Origin of the sequence: Paenibacillus sp. HGH0039, assembly GCF_000411255.1 — a bacterium.
Lineage (GTDB): Bacteria > Bacillota > Bacilli > Paenibacillales > NBRC-103111 > Paenibacillus_F.
Genome location: NZ_KE150412.1, coordinates 851,381 through 868,603, shown reverse-complemented (window position 1 = coordinate 868,603; position 17,223 = coordinate 851,381). Strand labels below are relative to the sequence as shown.

Annotated in this window: 19 protein-coding genes; all 19 read left to right on the top strand. The window is 52.2% G+C overall.

Translation table 11 applies throughout. The features are described 5' to 3' along the window. Positions 1-22: 22 nt before the first annotated feature. The 19 genes from HMPREF1207_RS03615 (at position 23) to HMPREF1207_RS03525 (ending at position 17,191) form a co-directional block, all read left to right on the top strand. On the top strand, positions 23-925 hold the full coding sequence (locus HMPREF1207_RS03615) for a MotE family protein (RefSeq protein ID WP_009676790.1): 903 nt from the start codon (positions 23-25) through the stop codon (positions 923-925). Positions 926-955: 30 nt separating this feature from the next. Further along, positions 956-2,353, top strand: a complete 1,398-nt coding sequence (locus tag HMPREF1207_RS03610; protein WP_009676756.1) for a flagellar hook-length control protein FliK — start codon at positions 956-958, stop codon at positions 2,351-2,353. A gap of 44 nt (positions 2,354-2,397) precedes the next feature. Continuing rightward, positions 2,398-2,859 carry a flagellar hook capping FlgD N-terminal domain-containing protein gene (locus HMPREF1207_RS03605; RefSeq protein WP_009676787.1) on the top strand — a complete coding sequence of 154 codons (462 nt, stop codon included), beginning with the start codon at positions 2,398-2,400 and terminating at the stop codon, positions 2,857-2,859. Next, positions 2,856-3,230, top strand: coding sequence for a TIGR02530 family flagellar biosynthesis protein (locus tag HMPREF1207_RS03600; RefSeq protein ID WP_009676749.1), 375 nt, complete (start codon positions 2,856-2,858; stop codon positions 3,228-3,230). Before HMPREF1207_RS03605 ends, HMPREF1207_RS03600 begins: the two co-directional genes overlap by 4 nt. 121 nt (positions 3,231-3,351) lie before the next feature. After that, positions 3,352-4,182, top strand: coding sequence for a flagellar basal body rod protein FlgG (gene flgG, locus HMPREF1207_RS03595; protein ID WP_009676750.1), 831 nt, complete (start codon positions 3,352-3,354; stop codon positions 4,180-4,182). Positions 4,183-4,244: 62 nt separating this feature from the next. Then, positions 4,245-4,466 (top strand): flagellar FlbD family protein, encoded by a 222-nt coding sequence (locus tag HMPREF1207_RS03590; RefSeq protein WP_009676773.1) that lies wholly within the window; start codon positions 4,245-4,247, stop codon positions 4,464-4,466. Continuing rightward, on the top strand, positions 4,466-4,912 hold the full coding sequence (locus HMPREF1207_RS03585) for a flagellar basal body-associated FliL family protein (protein WP_009676757.1): 447 nt from the start codon (positions 4,466-4,468) through the stop codon (positions 4,910-4,912). The genes HMPREF1207_RS03590 and HMPREF1207_RS03585 overlap by 1 nt, the downstream gene beginning before the upstream one ends. A 41-nt stretch (positions 4,913-4,953) precedes the next feature. Further along, on the top strand, positions 4,954-5,952 hold the full coding sequence (gene fliM / locus HMPREF1207_RS03580) for a flagellar motor switch protein FliM (protein WP_009676786.1): 999 nt from the start codon (positions 4,954-4,956) through the stop codon (positions 5,950-5,952). After that, positions 5,942-7,225 (top strand): flagellar motor switch phosphatase FliY, encoded by a 1,284-nt coding sequence (fliY, locus tag HMPREF1207_RS03575; protein WP_009676782.1) that lies wholly within the window; start codon positions 5,942-5,944, stop codon positions 7,223-7,225. Before fliM ends, fliY begins: the two co-directional genes overlap by 11 nt. Positions 7,226-7,251: 26 nt before the next feature. After that, positions 7,252-7,614 (top strand): response regulator, encoded by a 363-nt coding sequence (locus HMPREF1207_RS03570; RefSeq protein WP_009676759.1) that lies wholly within the window; start codon positions 7,252-7,254, stop codon positions 7,612-7,614. A gap of 34 nt (positions 7,615-7,648) precedes the next feature. Beyond that, positions 7,649-8,293 (top strand): flagellar biosynthetic protein FliO, encoded by a 645-nt coding sequence (gene fliO, locus HMPREF1207_RS03565; protein ID WP_009676761.1) that lies wholly within the window; start codon positions 7,649-7,651, stop codon positions 8,291-8,293. Then, the gene (gene fliP / locus HMPREF1207_RS03560) at positions 8,280-9,056 is read left to right on the top strand and encodes a flagellar type III secretion system pore protein FliP (RefSeq protein WP_009676758.1); all 777 of its coding nucleotides are present in this window, start codon (positions 8,280-8,282) and stop codon (positions 9,054-9,056) included. The genes fliO and fliP overlap by 14 nt, the downstream gene beginning before the upstream one ends. 25 nt (positions 9,057-9,081) lie before the next feature. After that, a complete protein-coding gene (gene fliQ / locus HMPREF1207_RS03555) occupies positions 9,082-9,351 on the top strand; it encodes a flagellar biosynthesis protein FliQ (protein ID WP_009676755.1) in 270 nt (89 codons plus the stop codon). A gap of 6 nt (positions 9,352-9,357) precedes the next feature. Then, a complete protein-coding gene (gene fliR, locus HMPREF1207_RS03550; RefSeq protein WP_009676752.1) occupies positions 9,358-10,155 on the top strand; it encodes a flagellar biosynthetic protein FliR in 798 nt (265 codons plus the stop codon). Between the two features lie 28 nt (positions 10,156-10,183). Then, positions 10,184-11,281: a flagellar biosynthesis protein FlhB gene (gene flhB, locus HMPREF1207_RS03545; RefSeq protein ID WP_009676760.1), complete on the top strand. Its 1,098-nt coding sequence runs from the start codon at positions 10,184-10,186 to the stop codon at positions 11,279-11,281. A gap of 15 nt (positions 11,282-11,296) precedes the next feature. Then, positions 11,297-13,330, top strand: coding sequence for a flagellar biosynthesis protein FlhA (gene flhA, locus HMPREF1207_RS03540; protein WP_009676772.1), 2,034 nt, complete (start codon positions 11,297-11,299; stop codon positions 13,328-13,330). Next, positions 13,327-15,102, top strand: coding sequence for a flagellar biosynthesis protein FlhF (flhF, locus tag HMPREF1207_RS03535; protein WP_009676753.1), 1,776 nt, complete (start codon positions 13,327-13,329; stop codon positions 15,100-15,102). The genes flhA and flhF overlap by 4 nt, the downstream gene beginning before the upstream one ends. After that, positions 15,095-15,991 carry a MinD/ParA family protein gene (locus HMPREF1207_RS03530; protein WP_009676768.1) on the top strand — a complete coding sequence of 299 codons (897 nt, stop codon included), beginning with the start codon at positions 15,095-15,097 and terminating at the stop codon, positions 15,989-15,991. The genes flhF and HMPREF1207_RS03530 overlap by 8 nt, the downstream gene beginning before the upstream one ends. 36 nt (positions 15,992-16,027) lie before the next feature. Continuing rightward, positions 16,028-17,191 (top strand): protein-glutamate methylesterase/protein-glutamine glutaminase, encoded by a 1,164-nt coding sequence (locus tag HMPREF1207_RS03525; RefSeq protein ID WP_009676778.1) that lies wholly within the window; start codon positions 16,028-16,030, stop codon positions 17,189-17,191. The last annotated feature ends 32 nt before the right edge of the window (positions 17,192-17,223 follow it).

The window sequence follows — 17,223 nt, the reverse complement described above, 5'->3', positions numbered from 1 at the left end:
CCGCACGAAAGGAGGAGGCGTCATGGAAGAAGCAGGCACAGAGTCGTCCTCGGGCGGTAAATTGGAACGTTTTCTGGTCTGGTTTCTGATCCCGTTCGTGTTTACGGCCGTTCTTCTTGGTGTTCTTCTATCCGTTTTTGATTACGATGTGATGAAAACTGTCCAGCGGACGCTGAACAAAATCCCGATCGTGGGGGAAATGATTCCCCTGCCGAAAGAGGATGCGCAAAGCACCCCCGCAGCTAAAGGGACGGAAGAAGATGCAGTAAAGACGAAAACCAAAGAAGTCGAGCAGTTGAACAGCAAGGTGCAGGAGCTTAAAACAGAGCTGGATAAAGCGGATCAGACGAGTGCCCAGAAGGACAAAACGATTCTGGACCTCAAGCAGCAAAAGGCGGAGCTGGAAGATAAAGAGCTGGCCAAACAAGATGAAGAGTACGACAAGAAAGTGCGGGAACTTGCTTCGGTTTATGCGAAGATGATGCCGAGTAAGGCCGCTCAAATCATTCAAAACCTGAGTCCGCAGGAAACGATTCTCGTTCTGAATGCGATGAAAACAGACGAACGGGTAAAAGTGCTTGAAAAAATGGATCCGAAGAAAGCGGCGGACGCTTCGATCGCGCTCAAGGATCTGACAACTTCTCAGGATCAAAAAATCGCGGCTCTCCAGGATCGTCTCGTTCTCCAGCAAAAACCGGATTCCGCGCAAAAGAAGATGACTTCGGCTGAGCTGAGCCAGACGTTCGCATCGATGGATGCGTCCAAAGCCGCGAAAGTATTATCCGATATGTACGGGAAGAACTCGGCTCAGGTGTTAACCATCCTAAGGGAAATGGACACGAGCAAGCGTGCCGCATTAATGGGCGAAATCGCGGGCATCAGCAAGGAAACCGCGGCTTCCATTACCGGTAATCTGGTTCCATAAATCTTTAATGAAAGGAGGTGAAAATAAACAATGGAAATGCCAGTAGCAAGTACGCCTTCGTCCACACCGTCAGCAGGGTCTACGGCGGTTAAAGCGGGAACGGCAAAGACTACAACAGCGGCTGCAACGTTAGCAGGAAACGGCAAGAGCGATGCGGGAACTTTCCAAGAGGTGATGAACGGCCAGCTTCAGAAGGAAGCGGGTGAGGAAAATGCCGGCTCCGTCGACTCCATCCTGGCCGGCCTGCTTCAAGTGATTCCTTTCCTCCCGGCGCCTGTCCAGGAAGCTCTGAGCGATATGGAAGGGCAAACGGGAACGGAAGGAATGGCGGACCTTTTGCTTAGCACTATACAGAGCAGTCCGGAGCTATTCAGTAAGCTAAGCCAGTCCGATGCCATGCAGCAGTGGGCGAATGATGCTTCAGCTCTGCTTCAGCTGTTAAGCGGCACACAGCAAACCGGATTGCAGGCCATTCAGCTTGACAGCGGCGATGCTTCGCTGAAACTTCAGAAGACGATTTTGGATTTGACGGCCATGCTTAAGCAGCAGCCGGATCATCCGCTTCTGCAGCAGCTGTCGGCCGAATTCAAGCAGCTGGTGGAAACGGCACTGCCGTCTCTTGTAAACCAGCAGCTGGCAGGTGCAACCGGTAAAGCAACGGCTAAAGCGGCCGAAACGGAATTGACGCTGCCTACTAGCGCAACTGACAGCAAACTTGACGCCGCGGAGCCGGTAATGACCGTCACAAAGACAGGCAGCGTCAAAGCTTCATTGGAATTGCTGGCTGCAAGAACCGGAGTCTGGAACTCGGTGAGACAAGCGGCTCATGAAACCGTTGACGCGGTACAGACATCCACTACCCCGGCATCCGAAAACGAGCCGGCAGCGAATGGTTTGACAGGCCTTCAAGAAGGAATGAAAACAACTCTTCCGGAGCAGGCGGCCAAAGCGGCAGCTCCAACGATTTCAGCTCAAAACTTCGCTCAAGAACTAAGTCAGTTCATGGTGAAGCGCATGAGCCTGAAAATGGGGAACGGTTTCTCGGAAGCCAAACTTTCGCTCCGTCCGCAGCATTTGGGAACCATTGATGTGGTCCTTACGATGCAAAACGGTCAGTTGGTTGCCCAGTTTACAGCGGATACGGCACTGGGAAAAGAACTTCTCGAAAGCCAACTCGCACATTTGAGACAGTCTCTGCACAGCCAAGGCGTTCAGGTAGACAAGATGGAAGTCGGCCAAAACACCATGTCTTCCACGATGTTCCAAGATTCCAGACAGCAGCAGTCTTCGCAGCAGTTTCTCCAGCAGCGCGGCGGCGGAGGTAATCAGGACAGCTCGGAAGAGCTTACGGAATGGAACGAAGAGTTGAAAATTTTGGAGGAAACAAGAAAAGCGGCTTTAGGAAATTCCTTCGAAACCTCGGCTTAATCAAGAGTGAAATGACAGACTCAGCTTAGATAGGAGGTGCAGCAATGGCAGAACTTTGGGGAGATTTGACCAAAACGGGCTCTACGACGAACACGGCAAGCGCAGCTTCGAAAGCCAAGGAGAAGAAGGACGGTTCGATTCTCGGCAAGGATGACTTTCTTAAAATTCTGATCACCCAGCTTCAAAATCAGGATCCTATGCAGCCTATGCAGGATAAAGAGTTTGTGGCGCAAATGGCCCAATTCACTTCGGTCGAACAGCTGTCAAACATGGCTTCCGAGATGAAATTGCTCCGGTCTTCGCTCGGATTCACTTCGAGTCTGATCGGGAAGGATATCAGCTGGATGGGCAAAACGGACAGCGGGGAAACGGTGATGAAGAATGGAGTCGTCGAATCCATAATCGTCCGGGACGGTGTGCAGTATGCAACGGTAGACGGGAAAGAAGTCAAGCTGGAGGAAGTCCTCAAAATTGAGAATCAGAAGCCGGCGGTTCCTGCGCCATGACCGAACGTATAACGGTAGGAAGACTATATCCCACTCCTCCGGCACCCCTTCAGCGAAACGGTGGAGCCCGACCGGCTGCCGGACGGTCCGAATTCGATCAGCTTCTGCAAAGCGAACTGGTCAAGTTCAGTCATCATGCGGAAACCCGATTGAAACAACGGGGGATTCAGATCGACAACGAGCAGTTGGCTAAGCTTGAAAACGCCATTGACAAAGCGGCCGCCAAGGGTGCCAAAGATACATTGATGGTGCTGGGTGGAACGGCCCTTATCGTGAACGTCCCGAACCGGACGGTGATCACGGCTCTGGACGGAGCCAAGCTGCAGGATCAGGTTTTTACGCAAATAGACAGTGCTGTCATCATTTCATAGGAACATTACCCAACAAAGCGGGCCGGACCTAGGCAGGAGGCCCTGATAGCTGCGGACCGATAGAAGCGGCTTTAAAGGAAGATGCCCACCCAGGCGGGCAACATAAGAGGAGGAACGACAAATGTTAAGATCCATGTACTCCGGTATTTCGGGCATGCGCGGTTTTCAGACAAAGCTCGATGTAATCGGCAATAACATTTCCAACGTGAACACGGTAGGTTTCAAAAAAGGCCGCGTCATGTTCCAGGACATTCTGAGCCAGACGGTAGCAGGGGTAACGGCACCGGACGGCGCAGGCACGCAGGGCGGTGTCAACGCCAAGCAGGTTGGTCTGGGCGTGGGAACTGCGGCTATAGACACCATTCATACAGGCGGCAGCGCGATGACTACGAATGTTCCAACTGATCTGCGTATTGACGGGAACGGATTCTTCGCGGTTGGATCGGCTGCAATGGGTGATGTCCCGACCTACTATACTCGTGCAGGGAACTTTACGGTAGATGCGGATAATTTCATCGTGAATCCGGATGGATTGTATCTGTTATCCACTGCCGGAGAGCCCATCCAATTGGACGCGGCAGCTACTAAGTTTTCTATTTCCCAGGACGGAAAAATTGTACAGGTAATTAACGGAGTTCCTGAGGTTTCCGATTATAACATTGCAGTCGTAAAGTTCGCTAATCCTGGTGGCTTAACGAAAGCCGGCGGCAACCTTTATGAATATTCTCCGAATGCCGCTATGGAACCTATTACTGATTTGACTGAATGGACGCCGGCTAATGAAGCAACAGGCACTGGCTCCATCATCGCCGGTCAGCTTGAAATGTCCAACGTGGATCTGACCGAGGAGTTTTCCGAAATGATCGTTTCCCAGCGTGGTTTCCAGGCGAACTCCCGGATTATCACCACGTCGGATGAAATTTTGCAAGAGATCGTTAACCTGAAACGCTAATAACAGGCAAAGGTAAAAGGTAAGGGGGCCTGGTCCCCCTCCTGGAACCTATGGAGGGAACCATGGTACGTTTGACCCGAATGAACGGCAAGCCGTTAGTGATCAACGCGCTTATGATTGAAATGATGGAAGAAACACCGGACACCGTGATTACATTGATTAACGGAAAAAAAATTATGGTCCTTGAACAAGAGGCAGTGGTCACAGAGATGGTGGAACAATTTTTGAAACGGATCGGTGCGGTTCAAGCAACGATCAAGTCGGCGAATACGGAGGGCTTGTAGTGCTTAAAAATCGATTTTTTCTGATGTTGGTTTCCATTCTTGTCGCCATCACATTAGTTCTGACGGCTGCATTTGTGTTATGGACGGTTATGGACAATAAATCGGAATCGGCCGGTGAGGAAAAGGCGCAGACTTCGGCAGAGATCAAAGAAAACACCGTCATTATGAAAGATATTACGACAAACCTGGCCAGTCAGGGCAGCTTCGTTAAAATCAGTCTGGCTTTTGAGCTGGAAAACAAAAAGGCAAAAACGGATTTCGAAAATCTGATTGATTCCCGCATCAAAGGAACAATCATCCGGACTCTTTCTGACATGAATTCCGATCAGATTTCAGGCAGCAAAGGGCAGGATAACTTGACCAACACGCTGATCAGCAAGCTTAATCCGCTTCTTAATGAAGGAAAAATAAGGCGCATAAATATTACCGACATTGTACTTGAGTAGCCTTTTACATAGATCGGATACGCACAAAGGGGGTGACTCTTATGGTTGATGTTATGTCACAGAATGAAATCGACGCTCTTCTGGCAGCTCTCTCTTCCGGTGAAATGGACGCAGAAGAACTCAAGAAAGAAGATACGCAGCGAAAAGTTCGATTGTATGATTTCAAACGGGCCGTACGCTTTTCCAAAGATCATATCCGGAGCTTAACGCGGATTCATGAGAACTTTGCCCGGTACTTGACGACTTATTTCTCGGCACAGCTAAGAACGTTTGTCCAGATCAATGTCGTTCAGGTCGAACAGCTTCCTTACGATGAGTTTATCCGCTCGATTCCCAAAATGACGATCTTGAACATTTTTGAAGCAGAGCCATTAGAGGGAAGAATGGTTTTGGAAGTCCATCCGAACGTGGCGTACGCGATGCTGGACAGGCTTCTGGGCGGTGTCGGCGTGTCTCCGCAGAAAATCGCGGCTTTGACCGAGATCGAGACCATCGTCATGGAGCGGATTTTCAGCAGGGCGTTTGAGAGCCTCCAGGAAGCATGGAAAACGATCATTGATCTGTCTCCACGGCTCGAAGCTCTGGAAACGAATCCGCAATTTATGCAGATCGTTTCTCCCAATGAAACCATTGCCCTGATTTCGTTAAGCACCAAAATCGGCGACACGACCGGGATGATCAACCTTTGTATCCCGCATGTCGTTATCGAGCCGATTATGCCCCGTCTGTCGGTGCACCACTGGTTTGTGTCCCAGAAGAAAAGCCGGGCTCCCGAGGAAGTCGAGATTTTGCAGGACAGGCTGACGCAGGCCAAGCTTCCCATTATCGCGGAACTGGGAGAATCGCAAATCACAATTCACGAGTTTCTGAATCTGCAGTCCGGGGATGTCATTACACTCAACAAGCCGGTAAACGAGCCTCTGCATATCAAAGTCGGCGAGAAGCTTAAATTTACAGGCAGCGCAGGTACAACCAAGAGCAAAATGGCCGTTCAAATCGGCGAAATTGTAAACGAAGGAGCAGAAGAACATGACGAGTAAAGATTATTTGTCGCAGGAGGAAATAGACGCGCTGTTGAAGCAGGCGGTAGATGAGCGTTCCGACGATAATCCATCTTCTTCTCATTCTTCGAATATCGATGATTACTTATCCTCGCTGGAGCAGGATGCACTGGGGGAGATCGGCAACATCACGTTCGGAAGCGCAGCGACCGCATTATCCACTCTGCTCGGCAAGAAAGTGGACATCACGACACCTAAAGTATCGTGCATTCCGCGCGTACAGCTGGTTAACGAGTTTCCCAAACCGCACGTTGCCGTTCACGTCAACTATGTAGACGGCTTTGACGGCATCAATCTGCTCGTGATCAAGACTCGCGACGCTCAAGTCATTGCCGATCTGATGATGGGTGGAGACGGTCATGTGGAGGGCGACGAGCTGTCCGAAATTCACGTCAGCGCCGTTCAGGAAGCCATGAATCAGATGATGGGTTCGTCCGCGACTTCGATGTCTACGATATTCAACCGGTTCGTGAATATCTCTCCTCCGGGAATAGATATTTTGAATCTGTCGAATGGAGAAGGAAAACTGCCGAACGAAGACGTATTTATAAAGATATCCTTTAGACTGACAATCGGGGACCTTATCGATTCGACCATCATGCAGCTTCTTCCCGTCGATTTCTCCAAAGAAATGGTACACATCCTGATGGGCGGGGGTTCCGAAGAGGTTTACGAAGAAACGGCAGCCGCAGTCAGCGAAGAAGTTCCGCCCGCTGTCACCAACCAGGTGCAAGCGGACACGAACGCTCAAGCTTATCAGCAGCCGGTTCCGGAACCGCCTTATACCAACCCGGCAGAAGCGCCGTACACGAATCCTTCGATGGGGGGCAACCCGATGCCTATGAATCAACCGCCTGCACAACAGTCATACGCGCAGCAGCCGATGAATCATGCACCACAGGGAGGAAATTACGGAGGAATGAACAGGAATGTAAACGTACAACCGGTACAGTTCTCCAATCTTCAGCAGGGAGGATACAACCAGACAGACGACACGAACCTGAATCTGCTGCTTGATATCCCTTTGAAAGTAACGGTCGAGCTGGGAAGAACGCAGAAAGTGATCAAGGATATCCTGGAGCTTTCGCAAGGCTCGATCATCGAGCTGGATAAATTGGCCGGTGAACCGGTAGATATTCTGGTTAACAACAAACTGATCGCCAAGGGAGAAGTTGTCGTAATTGATGAGAACTTCGGCGTTCGCGTCACCGATATCGTCAGTCAGTGGGATCGCATTCAAAAAATACAATAACTATCTTTTGGGAGGACTATTTTATCATGGGGAACAGAATTTTGATCGTAGACGATGCAGCATTTATGAGAATGATGATTCGCGATATTTTGACGAAGAACGGGTATGAGGTTGTCGGCGAAGGCAACGACGGCGTACAAGCCGTAGAGAAATTCAAAGAGCTGCGTCCCGACCTCGTAACGATGGATATCACCATGCCGGAGATGGATGGAATCAATGCACTGAAAGAGATCAAAAAGATTGATCCTAATGCCAAGGTTATCATGTGCTCGGCGATGGGACAGCAGGCGATGGTCATCGATGCGATCCAAGCCGGCGCCAAAGACTTTATCGTGAAACCTTTCCAAGCGGACCGTGTTATCGAAGCCATCAAGAAAACAATGGGCTAAGCGTAAGCTTTTAATAAGGAAAGGAATGTGAAGCTTGAAGAAACAGGCAGGAAAGCTGCTTCTGGCAACGGCAGGACTGATCGTTCAGCTGCCGTTCTGGACTTCCGTTTGTTTTGGGGCACCTGAGCTGGGCGACAACACTGGGCCCGGTTCGGGAACGGGAGAGACGGGGAGTATCGATTCGATCGTGATGATCGGAAAGGTGATTTTCTTTCTCCTTCTTATCATCGGTCTTTTTTACGGCATTATGAAGATGTTGTCGAAAAAAAGCGGATTCCGCTTCGGACGTGCCATGCAGTCGCTGGGTGGGGTGCCGCTCGGCCAAAACAAGTCGATCCAAGTCGTCGAAATCGGTGATTCGCTGTACATCGTCGGAGTTGGAGATAACATCCAGCTTCTCGAGAAAATAGCCGATGCGGGCGAGGCGGCGAGGCTGAAAGAGCAGATCACGGCACAGACCCGGGCGGCAACGGAATTTATTACAGTCGGCAAATGGCTTGAAAAAATACGCAAGAAGCCGGGTGAAAACAACGTGGTGGAAGAAGAAGAGCTTTCGCCGAATTTTCACCAGGTCTTTCAGGACAAACTGCAGAATGTCGCCCAGCGCAACAAAAGCGTGGAAGAATGGCTGCAGGAAGAAAACGAACAAGATCGGTTGAAGTCAAATGAGCAAAAATAAAGGAACTCTTATTATTCTGCTTGCTTTACTTGTGTTCATGGGATGGGCAGGGAATACGGCTTATGCCGCCCCGGACCCGCAAAATCCGATTCCCGGCATTAGCTTCAACGTAGATTCGGGAAGCGGAGCTTCCGGAGCCTCAAGCACGATCAGCGTCATTTTGCTGTTAACGGTTCTGAGTCTGGCGCCCTCGTTTCTGATTCTGATGACCAGCTTTACGAGAATCGTCATTGTGCTGGGGTTCGTGCGTACGTCTCTAGGGACGCAGCAGATGCCGCCCAACCAGGTATTGATCGGACTGGCCCTGTTTCTCACCCTGTTTATCATGGCCCCGACCCTTGGGCAGATCAACGATACGGCCGTTCAGCCCTACATGAAAGGGGAATTGAATCAGACGCAGGCTCTTCAAAAAGCGTCCGTTCCCATCAAGCAGTTCATGTGGAATCATACCCGGCCTAAAGATTTAAAGCTTTTCCTGGATTACACGAAAGCGGAGGCTCCCAAAGGAGTCGAGGATACACCGCTGACAGCCCTCGTTCCGGCTTATGCCATCAGCGAGCTGAAAACGGCGTTTCAAATGGGTTTCATGATTTTTATCCCTTTCCTGGTTATCGATATGGTTATCGCCAGTACGCTAATGGCTATGGGGATGATGATGCTGCCGCCCGTTATGATATCGCTGCCGTTCAAAATCCTGCTGTTTATTCTGGTGGACGGTTGGTATCTGGTCGTTAAATCGCTGCTCCTCAGTTACAGTACATGAACGCGGAAGCTGGAGGTCGCCTAACATGAGTTCGCAATTTATCATTAAGCTGGCCGGCGAAGCGGTCTATACGGTTCTGAAAGCCAGCGCTCCGATGCTGGTGATCGCCCTGGCGGTCGGTCTTATCATCAGTATCTTTCAGGCTACGACTCAAATTCAGGAGCAGACGCTTGCATTCGTGCCGAAAATCGTGGCGGTTCTGCTGTCAGTCTTAATTTTCGGACCCTGGATTTTGAACACGCTGGTCGACTTTACATTCAATTTATTCAACAATCTTCATCAATATATCGGGTAGGCGGCCATGGAGCTTTTGGTTCAACTTTTACCCAACGCTATGCTGATTTTTTGTCGAATGACCTCGTTCCTTGTCGTCGTACCGCTGTTTTCGTCCCGAAATGTGCCCAGTATGTTCAAAATCGGACTCGCTTTATTTCTGACTCTGATCGTGACGGCGGCTCAAGGGACGTCCCAGCTGGTTCCGATGGACGCGCAGTATGTACTACTGGTCATCCGGGAAATAATCGTCGGCCTACTGCTCGGTTTTATCGCCTATCTATTTTTTACGGCCGTACAAATCGCGGGTTCCTTTATCGATATGCAGATCGGACTCGGGATGGCCAATGTGATCGATCCGATGTCGGGAACTACCGTACCCTTGATGGGCAATTTGAAGTACATGCTTGCCATGCTGCTGCTGCTAAGCTTCAACGGTCACCATTTTATGCTGCAGGGTATTATGAACAGCTATGAATGGATTCCGCTGTCCAACAATTTGTTTGCCCAGCTCTACGGGGGACAGATTACCGAATTTCTGGTGAAAACCTTCTCGAGTGTTTTCTCACTGTCGATGCAGTTGGCGGCTCCCGTTGTCGCAGCGATGTTTTTGACGGACCTCGGTTTGGGTTTACTGACGCGTGTCGCTCCCCAATTCAACATTTTCGTAGTCGGGGTGCCGCTGAAGATCATCATCGGATTTTTCCTGATCGCCCTGTTAATGCCCGAGTTGATCGGTTTATTTCACCAATTGTTCGACCGGATGTTCGAAGCGATGCAAAAGCTGCTTAACCTAGTGGCCGGCAAAGCGCTTGAAACACCGTAGCACCTGTACGGGAAAGGAAAGGATACGTATGGAACCGCTCCGTTTGAAGCTGGACCTGCAGTTGTTCTCGCAAGAGAAGACGGAACCGGCGACACCGAAAAAGAGGCAGGACGCCCGTAAAAAAGGCCAAGTGGCGAAAAGTATGGAGCTGCCTGCTGCTTTTATCCTGTTTTTTTCATTTTTATCGTTTTACATGATCGGCGGATTTATGAAGGAACGTCTGATGGATCTGTTCTCGGGTACGCTGAGGCACGATTTGTTGATGGATGTGACCATGGCGAATGTGCGGATGTTATTTTACCGGCTGTTAATTCATTTTCTGGTTATGCTGGCTCCCATCATGATCTTGACGATGGTCATTGCACTGGCGGGAAACTACCTTCAGATCGGAATACTTTTTACAGGCGATCCGCTCAAAATGAAATTGAGCAAACTGAATCCCATCGAGGGGTTCAAAAAAATATTTTCGATGCGTTCGGCCGTTGACTTTTTGAAGTCCATGCTGAAAATGAGCGTGATCGGAATCGTTGTTTATATGACGCTGTGGGACGAAAAAACGCAGCTTCTCAGCCTTAGTCATGTACCGCTGGAAAAATCGCTTCATTATATATGGTCGCTGACGCTGATGTTGGGCATGAAAATCGCTTTAATTCTGGTCGTGCTTGCCTTGTTCGATTACCTGTACCAGAAGTATGAATTCGAGAAAAGCATACGGATGTCCAAGCAGGACATCAAAGACGAATATAAGAAAATGGAAGGCGATCCCCTTATTAAAGGGAAGATTCGCGAAAAACAACGCCGGATGGCCATGCAGAGGATGATGCAGGAGATTCCAACGGCGGATGTCATTATTACAAACCCGACGCATTTCGCGGTGGCCATCCGGTATGATTCGGCCAATATGCAGGCCCCTAAGGTGGTTGCGAAAGGGACGGATCACGTGGCTTTGAAAATACGTGAAATTGCGAAGGAACACGGCATTATGATTATGGAAAACAAGCCGCTTGCACGGGCGCTTTACGCTCAGGTCGATCTCGAAGAGTCGATTCCGGGCGATCTGTTCCAGGCCGTAGCCGAAGTGCTGGCTTATGTATACAAAATTAAGGGCAAAGTGAAGAACGCATAGAAAGGGGGGCCGTACATGAAACCAAAAGATTTAGTTGTACTGATCGGGGTAATCGGGATTATTTTGATGATGGTGGTGCCGATTCCAACCGCCCTCCTCGATTTTTTGCTCATCATTAACATTACGATCTCGCTGATGATTATTCTGGTCGGGATGAACACGCAGGAAGCTCTGCAGTTTTCCATTTTCCCGGCCCTGCTGCTTGTGACGACCTTGTTCCGCTTGGCTCTTAACGTTTCGACGGCTAGAAATATTCTGGCTCATGCCGAAGCGGGAGCCGTGGTCGAGACGTTCGGTAACTTCGTGGCGGCGGGTAATATCGTAGTCGGATTTATCGTGTTTCTTATTCTGGTTATCGTGCAGTTTATCGTCATCACGAAAGGTTCGGAGCGCGTAGCCGAAGTAGCGGCTCGCTTTACCCTGGATGCGATGCCCGGCAAGCAGATGAGTATCGACGCCGATTTGAACGCCGGCATGATCAATGAGCAGCAGGCGCGCGAGCGCCGCAGAAAAGTAGAACGCGAAGCCGACTTCTACGGAGCCATGGACGGAGCGAGTAAATTCGTCAAAGGAGACGCGATTGCCGGAATTATCATCTTGCTGATCAACCTGGTCGGCGGACTGATCATCGGGATTTCGATGAAAGGCATGTCGTTCGGAGAAGCCGGACATACGTATTCGATTCTTACCATCGGCGACGGGCTGGTCAGTCAGATCCCGGCCCTGCTCATTTCAACCGCTTCCGGTATTATCGTTACGCGCGCTTCTTCGGAAGGAACGTTCAGCAACGATATCGTCGGTCAGTTGACCGCTTATCCGAAGCTGCTGTACATCGTGGCGGGAACGATTGCCTTTCTGGGAATTTTCACGCCGATCCATTGGTATACGACCATTCCTATTGCGGTTCTACTCGTTTTCGCGGCACGGAAGATGCAGCAGAACTTGAACCGGAAACAGGTTGAGGAAGAACAGATGGTGGAAGAACAGCAGATTGAAGAAGTACGGAGTCCGGAAAGCGTGATCAGCCTGCTGCAGGTGGATCCGATCGAATTCGAATTCGGTTACGGGCTCATTCCGCTGGCCGATGCCCAGCAGGGCGGAGATTTGCTCGACCGGATTATTCTGATCCGCAGACAATGTGCGCTGGAACTCGGTATCGTGGTTCCGGTTATCCGGATCCGGGATAATATTCAGCTTCGGCCTAACGAGTATATCATCAAAATTAAAGGCAATACGGTTGCGGGCGGCGAATTGCTGCTTAACCACTACTTGGCCATGAGCCCGGGATTCGAAGACGAATCCGTCACGGGAATCGAGACGACCGAACCTGCGTTCGGACTGCCGGCCCTGTGGATCGATGAGATGACCAAAGAGCGGGCGGAATTGTCCGGATACACCGTGGTGGATCCGCCTTCCGTAGTCGCTACGCATCTCACGGAAATCATCAAGAAGCACGCCCACGAGCTTCTGGGACGTCAAGAAACCAAGACGCTTATCGACAACGTCAGAGAAGCGTACCCGGCTCTCGTGGACGATCTGATACCGAATGTCCTGTCCATCGGCGACGTGCAGAAAGTGCTTGTGAAACTGCTCCGGGAAAAAATTTCCGTACGCGATCTGGTTACGATCCTGGAAACGCTGGCGGATTACGGACCTTACTCCAAGGACCCGGATATTTTGACGGAGTATGTGCGGCAGTCTCTTTCGAGGCAGATCACGCTGCAGTACTCGTCTCCGCAGGATTCGCTCCGCGTCATTACCGTAGGACCGGGGCTGGAGAAAAAAATCGCGGATTCCGTTCAGCAGACGGATCAGGGATCTTATCTGGCTATCGACCCGTCTTCCTCGCAGGTCATTTATCACAAGCTGGGTGAACAGGTGAGTAAAATGGTCCAGTCCGGCCACCAGCCGGTTATCCTGGCTTCACCCACGATCCGTATGTATTTGCGCCAGCTTTTGGAACGTACCATGCAGGACATTCCGGTTTTGTCTTACAGCGAGCTTGAACCGAGTGTAGAAATTCAAAGCATGGGAGTTGTCAACTTGTGAGAGTGAAACGTTACATTGTCGATTCAATGCCGGACGCTCTTCATAAAATCCGAACCGATCTCGGTAAGGATGCCGTTATTTTAAGCACGAAAGAAGTGAAGACCGGCGGGTTTTTGGGACTCTTCGGAAAAAAACGCATCGAAGTGATTGCAGCTCTCGAGGAAGGTCAAGCCGGTTCCGGTAAAAACGCTCTTGAAGGCGGCGCTCAGGCCCGTCCGTCCTCTAAAGCGGCCGCCGCCGCAGCGGTAACCGCTGTTGCCAAAGCGCGGCAGGAAGAAGCGGAGAAGTCGGCCGATCAGCCCCGTACCAATAAAGAGCAGGAGCTGAGGCAGAGAGAATTTGCGGAACTTCTGCTCAGGCAATCCGCCTTGCAGAATGAAGCGGTTCCGACTTACGGAACCGGCGCCGCCGAGGAGTTGACTGCAAGGGAGACAAGCCTTCTCAAAAAAGAAGAGACCTTGCACGTTAAGACCGGTTCGGAAACTTCCGCGGTTTCTGCCGATGGGCAGTCGTCAAGCGCAGTGAGGGGAGCAGGCTCGGACCAACATGAGGTACCGGGCCAGCGGTCCTCGCAGCCATCTCCCGCGGTCCTCGACCGTCCGAGCGGCAGCCCGGCCGCAGAGGAAGCGCTGCCCGTCATTCCGCAGCGCCCTCCGGCGGCTGCCGCAGCCGCTTACGCGCAGGCAAGGCCGGCCGCCGCCGAGCAGCGGCAGAGCCTGCCGGCCCAAGCGGGGCCGCTCGTTCCGCCGAAGGCGGAAGCGCCGGCCGAGCCGGCTGCCGCAGCGCCGCAGAGCGGCGGCTTCGCCGACGAACAGGCCGAGGCGCTGCGCGCCGCGCTGGCCTCCTCCCGCGCGGAGGCGGCGGCAGAAGCGGCCGCTGCGCAGAGCGCGGCCCGCGAGGACCTGATGCTGGCTGAACTCCAGCATCTCAAGACCATGATGGCCGGCCTTGCCCGGCCATCCGCACAGCCCCAGCTGCCGCCCGTATGGGGGCGGCTGGAGGAGCATCTGCTGGCGCAGGAAGTACAGCCGGACTTGGTCCGGCAGCTGATCGAAAGCGCCAGAAGAGATCTTGCCGCCTCGGCTGACGAGGCGGAAGCGCGGCAGGCGGCGGAAGCGGTCCGCAAGCGGATGCTTGCGCTGTTCCCGCCGCCGCAGGGCAAGCCGATCTCGGCGGACTCCAAGATCGTTCATATCGTCGGACCGACCGGTGTCGGCAAGACGACGACGATCGCAAAGCTGGCCGCCGATCAGGTGTTGAAGCAGCGCCGCAAAGTCGGACTGATCACTTCCGACACCTACCGGATTGCCGCGATCGAGCAGCTTCGCACGTATGCGAATATTTTGGACGTTCCGGTGGAAGTGGTGTTTTCCCCGGCCGATCTGACGAGGGCTCTGCACAATTTGAGAGAGGCCGACGTGATCTTCATGGATACGGCCGGACGCAATTTCCGCAACGAGATGTACGTATCCGAACTCAATACGCTGATAAGGCACCAAGGGCCGAGCGAAACGGTTCTGGTGCTGAGCCTTACGTCGAAGTACAGCGACATGAAAGCCATTACCGCTAACTTTTCCAAGTTTAAAGTAGATAAAGTCCTTTTTACCAAAATGGATGAAACGTATTCTTACGGCGCCATGCTGAATTTGCTGGATGAATTCCCGATCCGACTTTCCTACGTGACGGACGGACAGAACGTACCCGACGACATCATGGTAGCGGACGAGAACCGGATTGTCGATGCGGTGCTGGAGGGTTACTCGTATGAGTGACCAGGCCCAGGAACTGCGTAAACTGATCCGCCTGAGGCATGAGAAGGATACGCCGTCCCCGGGATCCGCGCTAACCGGACAACCGGAGCGAAAGACGCGGATTATTACCGTCACAAGCGGCAAGGGCGGGGTAGGCAAATCGAATTTCACCTTGAATTTTGCTCTCTGCCTGCAGGCCCGGGGATACAAGACACTCATTTTCGATGCCGACATCGGGTTTGCCAACATTGACGTGCTCATGGGGATTTCCTCCAAAGCCAACCTCCTTCATTTAATTAAAGGAGAAAAAACGATCGGGGAGCTCGTTCAGACTGGACCTAAAGGCCTGCAGTTTATCGCAGGGGGATCGGGGCTTTACGATCTGGTGAGGCTGTCGGACTCCGAAGCGGATTCTTTTACCGACCAGATTCAGGAGCTTGGCGGAATGGCCGATTTTATCCTGTTCGATACGGGAGCCGGGCTTTCCAAAGAAACCCAGCGGTTCATAGCCGCTGCCCAGGAAACGCTCGTGGTTACGACGCCGGAGCCCACGTCCATCACGGATGCGTATGCCCTCATTAAAATGGTTCGCAACGAAGATCCCGATGTGGCCTTCAAGCTCGTGGTCAACCGGGCCGCTCACAGCCGGGAGGCAAAGGAAACGGCCGAGAAGATCGCTATGGTGGCCCGCCGCTTTCTGTCCGTCGAACTCCAGACACTCGGATTCGTGGAAGACGATCAGCATGTATCCCGGGCCGTTAAGGAGCAGACTCCTTTTACGATTGCTTATCCGAATTCTCCTGCCGCCAAAAGTATGAATGTCCTTGTCGATCAATTTCTGGGCCAGCAGCCCAAAGCAGATTCAACCGGCGGATTTAAAGGTTTCCTCAGCCGGCTGATCGGCCGCTAATTTATTCACATCTAGAGCCAATTCAGGAGGGACCCTATGGAGCCGTACCGTATTCTGGTAGTCGACGATTCGGTGTTCATGAGGAAGATCATTACGGATCTGATCGAAGAAGACCCCAATTTCCGTGTTGTAGCCGTCGCAAAGAACGGTGCGGAAGCCGTAGTCAAGACACAAGAGCTGAAACCGCACGCGGTTACGATGGATATTGAAATGCCTGAAATGAACGGGCTGGAAGCGCTGGAACGCATTATGGCCGCCACTCCGACTCCCGTTATTATGCTTAGTTCGCTGACTATGTCGGGAGCGGTTGAAACGATCCGGGCCCTTGAACTCGGCGCGATCGATTTTATCCGGAAGCCGTCCGGTTCGATTTCGCTGGATTTATTCAAGGTCAAGCAGCTTTTGCATGAGAAGCTGAGGATTGCGGTCAAAACACGCATGCAGCCGCAGCCTCGGATAGAACCGGCGAAACGGCCCGAACGCTTCGTTCAGCCGTCCGCTCCGTTCGTGAGGCCGTCGGCAGCGGAGATTCCCAAGAGAACTGCTGCGGCGACGCAAGAAACGGGGAAACCCGCGAGCGGTGTCGGCACTGGCAGTTCCAAAGGTTTTCGGGATCTCGTGGCGATCGGCACATCGACCGGGGGACCCAGAGCGCTGCAGAAGGTACTGAGCGGCCTGCCGGCGGATTTTCCGGCCCCTGTTCTTATCGTCCAGCATATGCCTCCGAATTTCACCAAGTCGCTGTCTCAGCGCCTTAACGACCAATGTGCCGTTCGGGTCGTGGAAGCGGAGGAAGCCCAGGTGCTCGAACCCGGTACGGCATATGTCGCTCCCGGCGGACTGCACATGACCGTCGTCAGGGCCGACGACAAGAAATACCGGATTTCTTTGAGCAAAAGCGAGCCGGTATCCGGACACCGTCCTTCCGTAGACAAGCTTTTCCAATCCCTGCTTCCCTTAAAAGAGCTGACCCGGCACGCCGTTATTATGACAGGGATGGGCAGTGACGGAGCGAGAACGATCGGAGAACTCCGAAAGGACGGAGCGGCGACCACGATTGCCGAATCCGAAGAGACATGCGTCGTATACGGCATGCCGCGAGTCGCGGTGGAGAACGGAGCCGCCATGTTTGTCCTTCCTTTGGGGGATATCGCTCCGAAGCTTGTCGAACGGGTGACGGATAAAAACGGCAGCCGCTAAAGAAAGTACTCGTTAAATTGACGGAGGTGCAG